The organism is Gardnerella sp. DNF00983 (assembly GCF_049244265.1).
GTDB lineage: Bacteria > Actinomycetota > Actinomycetes > Actinomycetales > Bifidobacteriaceae > Bifidobacterium > Bifidobacterium vaginale_J.
This window is the reverse complement of the sequence record NZ_CP058392.1, coordinates 269,393-283,348: the sequence shown is the minus strand read 5'-3', so window position 1 is coordinate 283,348 and position 13,956 is coordinate 269,393. Positions and strand designations below refer to the sequence as shown.

At 47.9% G+C, this 13,956-nt stretch carries 7 protein-coding genes; 1 reads left to right on the top strand and 6 read right to left on the bottom strand.

What is annotated here, in order from left to right:
* Nucleotides 1–60: 60 nt before the first annotated feature.
* The gene (locus HXT34_RS01050; RefSeq protein ID WP_421785046.1) at nt 61–1,287 is read right to left on the bottom strand and encodes a class C sortase; all 1,227 of its coding nucleotides are present in this window, start codon (nt 1,285–1,287) and stop codon (nt 61–63) included.
* On the opposite strand from HXT34_RS01050, the gene HXT34_RS01045 reads away from it, so the two are divergent.
* Complete coding sequence (locus HXT34_RS01045) at nt 1,220–1,633, top strand: hypothetical protein (RefSeq protein WP_421785478.1); 414 nt, start codon at nt 1,220–1,222, stop codon at nt 1,631–1,633. The genes HXT34_RS01050 and HXT34_RS01045 overlap by 68 nt on opposite strands.
* A 351-nt stretch (nt 1,634–1,984) precedes the next feature.
* Here the strand turns inward: HXT34_RS01045 and HXT34_RS01040 are convergent, their stop codons facing one another.
* The 5 genes from HXT34_RS01040 to rpoB form a co-directional block, all read right to left on the bottom strand.
* Nucleotides 1,985–3,739, bottom strand: a complete 1,755-nt coding sequence (locus tag HXT34_RS01040) for a SpaH/EbpB family LPXTG-anchored major pilin (RefSeq protein WP_421785044.1) — start codon at nt 3,737–3,739, stop codon at nt 1,985–1,987.
* 1,310 nt (nt 3,740–5,049) lie between these two features.
* Nucleotides 5,050–5,400, bottom strand: coding sequence for a helix-turn-helix domain-containing protein (locus tag HXT34_RS01035; RefSeq protein WP_415687865.1), 351 nt, complete (start codon nt 5,398–5,400; stop codon nt 5,050–5,052).
* The gene (locus tag HXT34_RS01030; protein WP_415687866.1) at nt 5,400–5,741 is read right to left on the bottom strand and encodes a type II toxin-antitoxin system RelE/ParE family toxin; all 342 of its coding nucleotides are present in this window, start codon (nt 5,739–5,741) and stop codon (nt 5,400–5,402) included. Before HXT34_RS01030 ends, HXT34_RS01035 begins: the two co-directional genes overlap by 1 nt.
* 487 nt (nt 5,742–6,228) lie before the next feature.
* The gene (locus tag HXT34_RS01025) at nt 6,229–10,248 is read right to left on the bottom strand and encodes a DNA-directed RNA polymerase subunit beta' (RefSeq protein WP_421785042.1); all 4,020 of its coding nucleotides are present in this window, start codon (nt 10,246–10,248) and stop codon (nt 6,229–6,231) included.
* A 69-nt stretch (nt 10,249–10,317) separates the two neighbouring features.
* Nucleotides 10,318–13,866, bottom strand: coding sequence for a DNA-directed RNA polymerase subunit beta (gene rpoB, locus HXT34_RS01020; protein ID WP_421785396.1), 3,549 nt, complete (start codon nt 13,864–13,866; stop codon nt 10,318–10,320).
* Between the last annotated feature and the right edge of the window lie 90 nt (nt 13,867–13,956).

Genomic DNA, 13,956 nt, shown 5'->3' with positions numbered 1-13,956 from the left:
AAGTTTTTTGTTGTTATTAAGTTTTTCTATTAAGTTTTGTTATTGCCTATAAGCAATCGCTCATAAACCGAGAATGCTTATAAGCCAGTCGAAAGTCTTTTCGCCGTGACCGCTCCGCTTGCGTTTCTTGCGCGAACTAGACTTTTTGACTTTCGGTCGTTTTTTCGGACGATTTTCAATCGCCTTAGCTTCCTCGAGCACAAGATCCGCACTGCTTACTGTGCTGATCGACGCGCTGCTTACTATGCTTGTCGATGCGCTACTTACTGTGCTGCTTACTGCACCGCTGTTTACTGCACCGCTGCCTGCGCTAGTAACAGAAGGCGTATCTTCAGCAACATTCGAAGCAACATTCGCCGCATCATTCGCCGCAGCATCATCACTCTTTTCAGTTTTCTTTTTCTTCTTTACAGGCAAACCAGCCCACCAAATGTAGCCGCCAACAATACACAAGCTTCCAAAGCAAGCAACAATCCACCATGGAAATCGCGGCACATCAGGCTTTTTACCTCGAAGCGCCTTGTCTGCAGCAGGCGTTGGCACCACGCGTTCACCAGTAACCAAAATGCGCTGCGTGTTAATGCCAAGCGGTGTACAAGTAATCAGCGTCATCAAATCCTTACCAGGAACGGCTGCAATCTTCTTCGTCTCATCAGGGTTCACAACGATCTTGTCAACAACCTTGTAGGTGAGAATCTCGTCGAAAACCTCAATTGTAAAAGTGTCACCTTTCACAACTTCGTCCAGCCTTGTGAACATTTCTGCACTTGCCAAACCGCGATGCCCCGTAATCACAGAGCGCGTCCCCTTGCCGCCAACCGGAAGCGAAGTTCCACGCAAATGACCAAGACCTTTAAGCAACGTGGCATCTTCTGTGCCGTGATACACAGGCAAATCAAGATCAATTTTTTTGATTCGCAAACGAGCCATCAACCCGTCGTCGTTCACTTTCAACTGATCCCAATAATCCTGACTCGCATCGGAAGTAGCTCCGTGAGAAGTCGGTATGTTCGTATTTGCCTCGTAAATAGCACCCGACGAAAGCTGACTGTTATACTCACGAGCGCGACGGAGCTGCTCATGCGGAGCAGGAACAGAATGAGTTATAAGCTTCGCATACTCTGCAGCAACTTCCGACATGTGATACTGGCTCAGCCACATGGCGGCGTGCGGGTAAATAAGCGACGCAAACGACGCAAGCAACAGCAAGGCAGGGACTATGCAGGATTTAGAGAAGTGCCAGTTTTTGGCGTTGTTGCGCGAGTTTGAGTGGTTTTCTTTTCTCACGATTTTGTTTTCGACATTCTTGAGTTTTGCTATGAATTTTGGCTGGCGTTTGGCTGGCGGATTTCTTTGTAGGGTTGCGAGTGGTGGGGTTGCTTGTCTCGCAGCGCTCCGCTCTTATACCTTATTTGGACTTAGCGGTTGCGTAGTTAAGTTTAGTTTTTTACTTACTTTTTCTGCAGAAATAGTATTCATCATCACGATTATTACTATCGTTCCGCTTTTATATTGCTCGACCAAGCAACACCCACCCCTCACTACTAGTAAAACCGCTAGTGTTTTTGGTGTGGTAGGTGCGTCTGGCGTGACGTGTGCAGCAGCGCGAATGCTAGTGTTCTTTAAGCAATAAATACTCAACGTCAGCAGAGCAATACTGTTAAAGTTCACAAGCAACAAGTAATCGCCGTTAGCAAAGCATTGGCGCAAAGCTTCAGAAGCAACTTCAGCAGAGCAAAACTGCAAAGCTACAAAACCACTTTTCGCAGAAGCATTGGCGCAAAGCTTCAGAATCTTCGTTTGCAAAGCAATGATGCAAAGCTTCAGGAACTTTGACGGAGAATTTCCAGCGTTTGCGCTCCGACCTGACTGCGCAACTAATCCGCTCAAACCGGTTGCATAGCTTGTTTCGCAACAAACTGTGCAACCGGCAAAGCAAATCAGCTGAACAATCGTTCAAGCCACTCAACCAGCCGAGCGAGTTTTACTCCTGTTCTTGCTCCTTGCGACGCTTCATCACAATGTAGAAGAACGTGCCAGCGATGCCAACAATGCCGCAAACCGTCAAAATCACCAAGCCACGAGCACCAGTCATAGGCAAGTTGCTAAGGATCTTATCGAGTTCGGTTGCTCTAGCGTTATCAATCTTCAAAGTGTTGTTCGCATCAGTTCCAGCAGTAAGATTCACACAATGAAGCGTATTATCAAGTTTGAATCCATCTGGAGCTTTAGTTTCAACTGCGCAATAAACGTGCGAAACAGTAGAACCATTACCAACGAAGAAGGAGTCAGAAGCCTTACCTTTATCATCAGTTGCAGCCATTGTACGAACATGTCCGTCGGTCTTTACTAAATCATTTCCAGCAGCGTCAACTGTCTTACCTTTAAGGTCGTTTACAGTCTTACCTGCAGCAGCTTCATACACATCAAATATTGCGCCCTTCAAAGGTTTACCATTGTCCTTGTTCTCGTTATCACTCAAGCCGATCTTATCAATGGTGAGTGTAGCGAAATTAGTGGTGTCTTCACCTTCGTGAGGATGATCTGGATCTTCATTACATGGCTTATCCTTAGTTGGAACACAGCCAGGAGTTTTATCTCCATCACCGGTTGCAACTCCATCTACATCAGTGTTTATGTAGTTCTTAATATTTCCAGGATTAATAACTGTTGTTACAACTGTTGCTGTAAGTTTACCGCCAACTTTTTCAGAAGCCTTAGCTAAACCAGCTTTAGTTAGCTTAACGCGAATCCACTTGACTGTCTTGAGATTGTCAGCAGTAGTTAAGTCATCTACCTTCTTAGGAGATTCGCCAATTGAAGAATATCCTTCAACTTCATAATCGCTTGTCACTAAAGTCTCAGAGGTTTTGCCATCTTTACTAACAACCTTCACATCCTTAACACTGTTATAGTTCAAGAAGTCTGTGTTAATTGGATCAGTGAAGGAAACATTGGTATAGGTGTTGCCACCATCTTTGATAGCTGTGAGCGGGATGGAAATATCCCAACCCATAGTCGTCTTAGTACCGTCAATGAATGGCTTGCTTGGAGCAGCTTGAGCTTTCTTTTCCACCTTGTTGGTGCTGACGTCATTCTTTGGATAAATCTTTAAATTGTAAATCCAAGTGTGAGTCTGAGTATCTGGAAGAGGAACCGTTACAAGGAATGGGTTAACTTGCTTGGTAACCTTAATAGGCTTGCCTTCTTTCATAGGCTTGCTATTAGCCAAGTCTTCCTCAACCAAGTACAAGCCGTATGTTTTGCCAAGGTCGAATTTTGTAGAACCATCATCACCAGTTGCTTGTTCTTTAATGTCAGCAGTGGTCTCAGAAACCTTCAACTTAGCACCAGTCAAAGCCTGAGCAGCAGTTTTATTTTCAGTCTCTAATTTCTCGATGGCTTTCCAACCAGACGTCTGAGACAAATCAATCTTGTTGCCTTGAGCATCAACGATTGGAGTAAGCTTGAATTTCACGCCAGAAATTGGTTTTTGTTTATCTGGAATAGTCTGCTTTTTACCATTATTCCTAACAGAACCCTCAGGACCTTCATACTTGTAAATGGTAATAGAAGTAGCCTGGTCAGATTTAATATTTGCGGTGTCTTCACCTTGAGCAGGTGTATCCTGTGGATTACCAGCCCACGCGATGGATCCGGCGATGCAGCAGGTGCCAAGTGTGCACGCAGCTGCTAGTACGGCAACAGCGCGCTTTAACTTTGAAGTCTGTAGACGCATATTCCCTCTCTTCAATAAGTAAACGAATCGTCTTACATCTTTATTTAGCCTCAACAGCAAGTTACAAGCTAAACAAAAGGTTATGACATAATGACAATTGTGTCATTATGTCATACTTACAATTGCATCGACGACAGTAACTGTGCAAACGCACAGATGCGAACGCAGATACAACTGCAACCTTCATCATTTAGCTATTTTTCGCAAATCGTGCGATAACGCTCAACCATGAGTAAATACAATATTAATCGATATTTAGACGGAAAATCGCGTGCAGTATAACACAGTCAAATGTTTATATCTCTAAGCACCCACCCCCCCCCCGGTACAAGAATCGTTGAAAAATAACGGTTTTTGGGGGTGACAAATTACTAACTCAGTCGCTTTTTGTGCGTTTTAATTTTTTTTCTCAAAAACCAAATCGGCGTGTCGCATTGATTCGCTTTTCGCTTAAGCGTAGCGCGAAAAGCGACCCAATGCGGTAGCGCTTGCTTAGGGTTGAAAGCCCAGTGGGCTTTCAACGCAAGCGCGCAAACGATTACGCTTTCTTTATTTCTTAAGAAAGCGTAATCTGCCGACCAATAATCCAATAAGACACAAATACAATCGCCTTGCTTTTTCGCTCAAGCGTAGCGCGAAAAGCGACCCAATGCGGTAGCGACGACTCAATACTGAAAGCCCAGTGGGTTTTCAGTGTCGGAGCGCAAACGATTGTGCTTTCTTTATTTCTTAAGAAAGCACAATCTGACGAGTAATAGATTTATTCTCGATACACTAATGCGGTAGCGCTTGCTTAGGGTTGAAAGCACAGTGTGCTTTCAGTATCGGAGCGCAAACGATCAAAGAAGCTTTGCACCATTGCTCTGCAGACGTTGATCCCTGTTGATTAGAGAACACTAGCATCCGTGCTACTGCATGCGCCACGCCAGAAACTCATACCACACCACAAAACAACGGTGGGTGAATTTACGAGTGAGGGGTGGGTGTTGCTTGGTCGAGCAATATAAAAGCGGAACGATAGTAATAATCTTGTTGGCGAATACTATTTTTGCAGAAAAAGTAAGTAAAAAACTAAACTTAACTACACAACCGCTAAGTCCAAATAATGTATAAGAGCGGAGCGCTGCAAGACAAGCAACACCCACCACTCACAGCCACGCAAGAAACCCGCCAGCCAAACACCACGCAAGCGCGCACACGATTACGCTTTCTTTATATTCATAACAAAAATTCAACCTGTCGGAATTTCCGACAAGTTCGTTTGGAAGACACAAGGAAAGTTGAGCGCTAAATCACAGTGCTAAAACACGTCAACGCGCATTCGGCACAAACTCAATCCTACAAGTCGCGTTCAAAGCATTTGCAATACGATTCAAAAGCGCAATAGTCGGATTCCTCGAACCATTTTCCAACCTGCTAATATCCGACTGACTTATACCAGTCTTCTCCGACAGCTCAGCCTGAGTCAAACCAGCCTTTTTCCTAGCCATCACAAGCGACATAGTCAAATCTCTTTCCGACTGAAGAGCATCATACTCTTTCTTGAATTCAGGATCCTTAATAAGCTCGTCCGTAAGTTCATGCAAATCATTCATTCGCGTTTCCTGTACTTCACTCGTTCCCTGCCATACTTGCGTTCCCTGCAACTCTTGCTTTTTCATCACAAGCCTATCTTTCTATTAAAATATTCAGCCCTTCTCTGCATAGCTACTAATATTTCATTACGCGGAGTTTTCTGCTGCTTTTTAACAAATCCATTGGTGGCAACAATAATTTTATTAGCATCAAAAAAGTATAAAATACGCACTATGTTGCTACCTAAAATAGTGCGAAGTTCAAAAATATGGTTGCCAACATGCTTACTAAGCGGCTCCCTTGCGTCACTTCCTAACATCTCCAAACGATGCAAATCCGAAACCACCTTTGCTCGCAACTTAACATCCAAACTTTTAATAAACTCACGTACTGGCTTATCACCATCCTTATCACTGTAAAAAATCACATCAAACAATTCCCCAACCCCCTGTTTATGTTATATATAGCATAAATAGTACATGCACAGCTTGTCAAAACAAGCAACCAGCAACCCTAACGCAGAAACAGTACTGCGCCAGTGTCCGAAAGTAGGCAAAATCAGACACGCACGCAGCGCGACGACCTGCCTGAGCGCTGCGATTTAGCGCGCGAAGGCAACTCGGAGCGCCGAGCTTGCTCAGGGTTGAAAGCACGGTGTGCTTTCAACGCAAGCGAGGTCTGCCTTCGTCTCGATTGACGAAGGCAGGGCAGAGTTGCGTGGTTGCGCTTTAGAAACTAGGTTGCGACTTGCGTGCGCTGACGACCTGCTTTCGCGCAGATTGCGCGCTCGCTTGCTCAGTAACGATAAATCGGCATTATACGTTACTCGCGCAGAACACGCGCCGAGCTTGCAACAAAAAAGGAGCTTCAAGCCCGAAAGCTTGAAGCCCCATTTTTATATTAGATTAGCGCAATCACTCAGATTCGTCGCCATAATCGCTCTGACCACCCTGATCGTCAAGGAAGTCATCTGGATTAAAGTCGTCGCCGAGCTTCATATCGCCAAAATCAATGTTGGAGAAGTCAACATCGCCCATATCGCTCTCACCGAAGTTCGAAGGCGTGCTATCCGCACCACCCAAACCGAAGTTTGGATAAATAGAGTCGCGAACCTGAGGATCCGGCTCCACGTTAGCATTGCGGTAACGCGCCAAACCGGTACCAGCTGGGATGAGCTTACCGATAATCACGTTCTCCTTCAAGCCCTTAAGGTCATCTTCCTTCTGGCTCAAGGCGGCCTCAGTAAGCACGCGCGTAGTCTCCTGGAACGATGCTGCAGAAAGCCAAGAATCCGTAGCCAACGAAGCCTTGGTAATACCCATAAGCTCTGGTCGACCAGCAGCAGGCTTTCCGCCGTTCTTTACAGCAGCCAAGTTTGCCTCGCGGAACTTTGCTTGATCCACAAGCTCACCTGGAAGAAGATCCGTATCGCCAGAATCAATCACCGTAATACGGCGAAGCATCTGGTGCACAATAACTTCAATGTGCTTATCGTGAATATCAACGCCCTGAGAACGGTACACGTTGTGCACTTCTTCCACGATGTTCACCTGAGCTGCACGCGGGCCAAGAATACGCAGAATCTTCTTAGGATCCACAGAACCTTCAATCAGCTGCGTACCAACCTCAACATGGTCGCCATCCTTTACAAGCATTGGCGCACGACGAGTCACTGGGTAAACAATTGGCTCAATCGTGGTGTCGTCTGGAGTCAAAGTCACCTGACGACCGTGGTCAGTATCCTCAACCTTCACAACGCCTGGGAACTCAGCGATTGGAGCCTCGCCCTTAGGAGTACGAGCCTCGAAAAGCTCCGTAACACGAGGAAGACCCTGAGTAATATCAGAAGCCGAAGCGACGCCACCAGAGTGGAAGGAACGAAGCGTAAGCTGCGTACCAGGCTCACCAATGGACTGTGCTGCCACAATACCAACAGCTTCACCAACATCCACGAGTCGGCTCGTAGCCAAGGACCAGCCGTAGCACTTTGCGCACACGCCACGCTTGGATTCGCAAGTAAGCACAGAACGCGCCTTAACTTCCTCAACGCCGTGCGCAACCAAATCGCGCAAAACGTCCATAGAAAGCGCATCTCCGCACTTTGCCAAAACTGTAGTGCCGTCAGCAGGATCAATCACATCTGCAGCAAGCAAGCGCGAGTATGGGCCACCGTCAGCAGCCTTAACAAGCGTCAAATTGCCGTTTTCGTCGCGATCAGCAATCTTCATCATAAGACCACGCTTAGTGCCGCAATCTTCTTCGCGCACGATTACTTCCTGCGAAACGTCCACAAGACGACGAGTCAAGTAGCCAGATTCTGCCGTACGAAGTGCGGTATCTGCCAGACCCTTACGAGCGCCGTGCTGCGAGATGAAGTACTCCAACACAGACAAGCCGTCGCGGTAGTTTGACTTAACAGGTCGAGGAATAATCTCGCCCTTAGGGTTTGCCACGAGGCCTCGCATACCAGCAATCTGGCGAATCTGCATCCAGTTACCACGTGCACCTGACTGAACCATGATGTTCACGTTGTTGTCATCGTGGAAGTTTTCGCGCATTGCGTCTGCAACTTTGTCGGTGCATTCAGTCCACAAGTTGATCAACTCTTGACGACGCTCTTCGTCTGTAAGAAGACCCATATCGTATTGAGAGTTGATTTTTGCAGCCTGATCCTCGTAATCTTGCGCAATTTGCTCGCGATTTGGAGGAAGCACAATGTCGGAGAATGCCATTGTTACGCCAGACCAAGGAGCGCGAGTAAAGCCGAGATCCTTCAAAGCGTCGAGTGTTGCTGCAACTTGAGCTGTAGAATAGCGGGTTGCGATTTCGTCGACGATCTTAGAAAGTACGCCCTTCGGCACCTGCTCGTTTACGAACGGATAGTCGACTGGCAAGGTTCCGTTGAACAAAATGCGTCCGCAAGAAGTTGCAAACAGTACAGTTCCGTCCTTAAAACGCTCTTCGCGCACAACGTCTGGGCTGCCTGGCTCAGGGTCAACAACCTTAAGCTCAGCAGGCTCCCAATTCTTTGGCAATACGAAGTCTGCAGGAACTCGAATCAGCACCTTAGCTTGCATATCAATCTCATGCTTGTCGAGAGCCATTTCAGCTTCAGCAAGCGAGGAGAAAACGCGACCCTGACCCTTTGCTCCGTCAATTACGGTAGACAAGTAGTAAAGACCCAAAATCATATCCTGAGAAGGCATAGTCACGGTGTGACCGTCTGCTGGCTTCAAGATATTGTCGGAAGCCATCATCAAAGTGCGCGCTTCTGCTTGAGCTTCTGCAGAAAGCGGAAGGTGCACTGCCATCTGGTCACCATCGAAATCTGCGTTGAATGCTGCGCAGGCAAGTGGTGGCAGGTGGATTGCTTTACCTTCAACCAAAATCGGCTCGAATGCCTGAATACCCAAGCGGTGAAGTGTAGGTGCGCGGTTAAGAAGAACAGGATGCTCGGAAATAACTTCTTCCAAAACGCCCCAAACTTCGGAGTCACCACGGTCAACCAAACGCTTTGCGCTCTTCATATTCTGAGCGAAGCCCTGATCCACCAAACGCTTAATAACGAACGGCTTGAAAAGCTCCAATGCCATTGGCTTCGGCAAACCGCACTGATGCATGCGAAGGCTTGGACCAACGACGATTACGGAACGACCAGAGTAATCAACACGCTTACCAAGCAAGTTCTGGCGGAATCGGCCTTGCTTACCTTTAAGCATGTCGGAAAGCGACTTTAATGGTCGGTTGGATGCGCCGGTTACTGGGCGTCCGCGACGACCGTTGTCGAAGAGTGAGTCAACTGCTTCCTGAAGCATGCGCTTTTCGTTATTAAGCATGATTTCAGGAGCGCCAAGCTCAATAAGTCGCTTCAAACGGTTGTTACGGTTGATTACGCGACGGTACAAATCGTTCAAATCGGAAGTTGCGAAACGACCACCATCGAGCTGAACCATTGGTCGCAAGTCTGGTGGGATTACTGGAATTACGTCCAAAACCATAGCTTCTGGTTTGTTTCCAGTAGTCAAGAATGCGTTTACAACCTTCAGTCGCTTCAAAGCGCGAGCCTTGCGCTGACCGGTTCCGTTGTCGATTTCTGCGCGAAGCTCTTCGGCAGCAGACTTCAAATCGAAATCTTGCAAACGCTTCTTAATAGCTTCAGCACCCATGCAACCTTCGAAGTAGTCGCCATAGCGATCTTCCATCTCGCGCCACAAGTCGACGTCGCCTTCCATATCGCCGGCACGCAAGCCCTTGAAACGATCAAATACGGCGTTCAAACGCTGAATTTGCTCGTCATAGCGAGTACGAATAGCAGACATTTCGCGTTCTGCACTAGCGCGCAACTTAGATCTTGCAGCACCTTTGCCTTCGCCAGATTCTTCCAGCTCGTGCAAGTCTTCTTCAACTTTCTTAGCACGCGCTTCAATTTCGTTATCACGACGCTTGCGAAGGTTGCCGATTTCTGTATCGAATTCGTCTTGCAAATCTGGAAGATCTTGGTGACGCTGCTCTTCGTCGACTTTCGTAACCATGTAGGCTGCGAAGTAGATTACTTTTTCAAGATCCTTAGGTGCAATGTCGAGCAAGTAGCCCAAACGGCTTGGCACACCCTTGAAGAACCAAATGTGCGTTACCGGAGCTGCAAGCTCAATATGACCCATGCGTTCGCGGCGAACGCGGCTGCGTGTAACTTCTACACCGCATCGCTCGCACACGATTCCCTTAAAGCGCACGCGCTTATACTTGCCGCACGCGCACTCCCAGTCGCGAGTTGGACCGAAGATCTGCTCACCGAACAGACCGTCCTTCTCTGGCTTTAGGGTACGGTAATTAATGGTTTCTGGCTTCTTTACTTCGCCGTGGCTCCAGCTACGGATATCTTCGGCGGTTGCCAGTCCAATCCTCAGTTTGTCAAATGCGTTGACGTCCAGCACTCTTATCGTCCTGTCTCATGAAATTGTTTTTAACGTTTCTTAATTTCTTAAAGTGTGTTCGTTACCGAATCACTGGTATTCAGGTTCAACAGCAATCTGATCTTCCTTGGCGGACGAATCTGGTCGAGCGCTAATATTGAAGCCAAGATCGTCGGAAGATGAAACTGGGTCGTCCTCTTCATCTTTCATGTCGATTGCAACGCCTTCAGCGTTCAACACCTCAACATTAAGCGAAAGCGACTGCATTTCCTTAAGCAACACCTTGAATGATTCAGGAATGCCAGCTGATGGCAGGTTATCGCCCTTGACGATAGCACCGTACACGCGCACACGACCGTCGACGTCATCAGACTTCGTAGTCATCATTTCGTGCAATGTGTAAGCAGCACCATAAGCCTCGAGCGCCCACACTTCCATTTCGCCGAAGCGCTGACCACCGAACTGAGCCTTACCACCCAACGGCTGCTGGGTAATCATGGAGTAAGGACCAGTGGAACGTGCGTGAATCTTATCATCAACCAAGTGATGCAGCTTCAAAATGTACATGTAGCCCACAGAAATTGGCTTCGGGAATGGCTCGCCAGTACGACCGTCGAATAAGGTTGCCTTACCATCAGAGCCAACAAGCTTGTCGCCATCGCGATTTGCGAGTGTTGTGGAAAGCAAGCCCTTCAAGGTTTCTGGACGCACGCCGTCGAATACTGGTGTTGCAACTGGAGTGCATGGATCGCCATGCTCAGCACCTTGCGGCACGTACTTCTTCCAAGCTGCTTCCAAATCTGGATCCAAGTTAATATCCCAGCCAGCGTGAGCAATCCAACCCAAGTGAAGCTCGAGCACCTGACCCAAGTTCATTCGAGAAGGCACACCCAACGGGTTAAGCATGATGTCAACTGGAGTACCATCAGCCAAGAATGGCATATCTTCTTCTGGCAAAATGCGGGAAATAACACCCTTGTTGCCGTGACGACCGGAAAGCTTATCGCCTTGCGTAATCTTACGATGCTGAGCGATGTAAACGCGAATCATTTGGTTCACGCCGTTTGGAAGCTCGTCACCGTCGTCTTCAGCGTCTTCACGAGTGATTTCCTTAACTGCAATCACAGTACCGGTCTCACCGTGTGGCACGCGCAAAGAGGTATCGCGCACTTCGCGGCTCTTTTCGCCGAAGATTGCGCGGAGCAAACGCTCTTCTGGAGTAAGCTCGGTTTCGCCCTTAGGAGTTACCTTACCAACCAAAATATCGCCGGCTTCGACTTCAGCACCAATACGAATAATGCCGCGCTCGTCGAGATTTGCAATCGCGTCTTCGCCAACGTTTGGCAAGTCACGAGTAATCTCTTCGGAACCAAGCTTGGTTTCGCGAGCGTCGATTTCGTATTCTTCAATGTGAATAGAAGAAAGCGTATCGTCTTGCACAAGACGCTGGGAAATAATCACAGCATCCTCGTAGTTGTAACCGTTCCAAGGCATGAACGCAACGAGCAAATTCTTACCCAATGCAAGTTCGCCCTTTTCGGTTGCAGGACCATCTGCCAAAACTGTACCAGCTTCAACGCGCTCGCCGTCTTTAATAAGCGGCACTTGGTTGTAGCAAGTAGTCTGGTTAGAACGCTGGAACTTGGAAAGCTTGTAGCTGGACTGAGTTCCATCGTCGTTCATAACGCGAATAATATCTGCAGAAACGTAAGTTACTACGCCCGGCTTCTCAGCCAAGATTACGTCGCCAGAATCAACTGCTGCACGCCATTCAGAACCGGTACCAACGAGTGGTCGCTCGGACTTAATAAGCGGCACAGCCTGACGCTGCATGTTCGTACCCATCAATGCGCGGTGGCCTTCATCGTGCTCCAAGAATGGAATCAAGGAAGCGCCGAGGGAAACCATCTGGCGTGGGGAAACATCCATGTAATCTACAGTGCTTACAGGCACATCGACTGCTTCTTCTTCGTCCACGCGAGCAAGTGCTTGAGTGCCAACGAAGTTGCCGTTTTCGTCGAGTTCCTGGTTTGCCTGAGCAATAACGTGCTCGGCTTCGCGGTCTGCAGTCATGTATTCGACTTCGTTAGTTACGTGACCGTTAATAACCTTGCGGTATGGAGTTTCGATGAAGCCGAATGGGTTGATTCGTCCGAAGGTTGCCAAAGAACCGATAAGACCGATGTTTGGACCTTCTGGGGATTCGATTGGGCACATACGTCCGAAGTGGGATGGGTGCACGTCTCGAACTTCCATGGAAGCGCGATCGCGAGAAAGACCACCAGGACCAAGTGCGGAAAGACGACGCTTGTTCGTAACGCCTGCCAAAGGATTGTTTTGATCCATAAACTGGCTGAGCTGGGAAGTTCCGAAGAATTCCTTAATAGTTGCGTTTACTGGACGAATGTTAATCAAGGACTGAGGAGTAATTGCCTCTGCATCCTGAGTTGTCATACGTTCGCGCACAACGCGCTCCATGCGGCTTAAGCCGGTACGAAGCTGATTCTGCACAAGCTCGCCAACCTGACGAATACGACGGTTGCCGAAATGATCGATATCGTCAACGTCAACGCGCAACTGCACGTCTTGACCGTCGCGCTTACCTGGGAAGGTTTTTTCGCCGGAATGTAACGTTACCAAGTACTTAATAGTTGCGATAATATCTTCGCGATTCAAGCTGCGATCGCTGTAATCTGCTTCAATACCGAGCTTGCGGTTGATCTTATAGCGACCAACGCGAGCCAAATCGTAACGCTTTGTGTTGAAGTAGAAGGAATCGAGAAGGTTGCGACCAGCTTCTGGAGTTGCAGTATCTGCAGGGCGAATCTTACGATACAAATCGGTAAGTGCATCGTCTTGCGTTTCGATAGGCTCTTTTGCGAGCGCATCCAAAACAAGTGGATAGCCTTGGAAAGCATCTGCAATTTCGTCTTTCGTCATGCCAATAGCCATAAGGAATACGATTGCAGACTGCTTACGCTTGCGGTCAACGCGAACGCCTAAAACGTCACGCTTGTCGATCTCAAATTCCAACCACGCGCCGCGGCTTGGGATAATCTTCGCACCGAAAACATCCTTGTCGGAAGTGCGATCTTGTGTACGATCAAAGTACACGCCTGGAGAGCGCACAAGCTGCGAAACGATTACTCGCTCGGTGCCACCAATAATGAAGGTGCCGTGAGGAGTTTGCAATGGGAAATCACCCATGAAAACAGTCTGGCTCTTAATTTCGCCAGTTTCGCCGTTTTCAAACTCAGCGTTCACATAAAGTGGAGCAGAATAGGTGTAATCCTTTTCCTTGCACTCGAGCACAGTGTGGCGTGGCTCTTCAAAGTATGGATCAGAGAATGTGAGGCTCATTGTCTCAGCAAAGTTCTCAATTGGGGAAATCTCCTGGAAGACTTCGTCGAGACCAGAAACATGAGGCACGGTGTGAGTTCCGTTTGCTTCATCTTCTGCAACGCGCTTCTTCCAGCGTTCAGAGCCGATCAACCAATCAAAGCTGTCGGTTTGCACGCCGAGGAGGTATGGCACATCAATAGGCTCACAAATGGAGCCAAAATTCACACGATCTGACGCTTTATGCAACTTAATATCATGTTCGTCAGCACGTGCGATGACTTTCGTGGTGCTCGTCATAGCTTGTTCAGCAGCCAATGGACGTTCCTTTATCACTCGCTAGTTAACTATTTAATCTTTGAAAAACTAAAGAAAATCGCGGCAAACGAA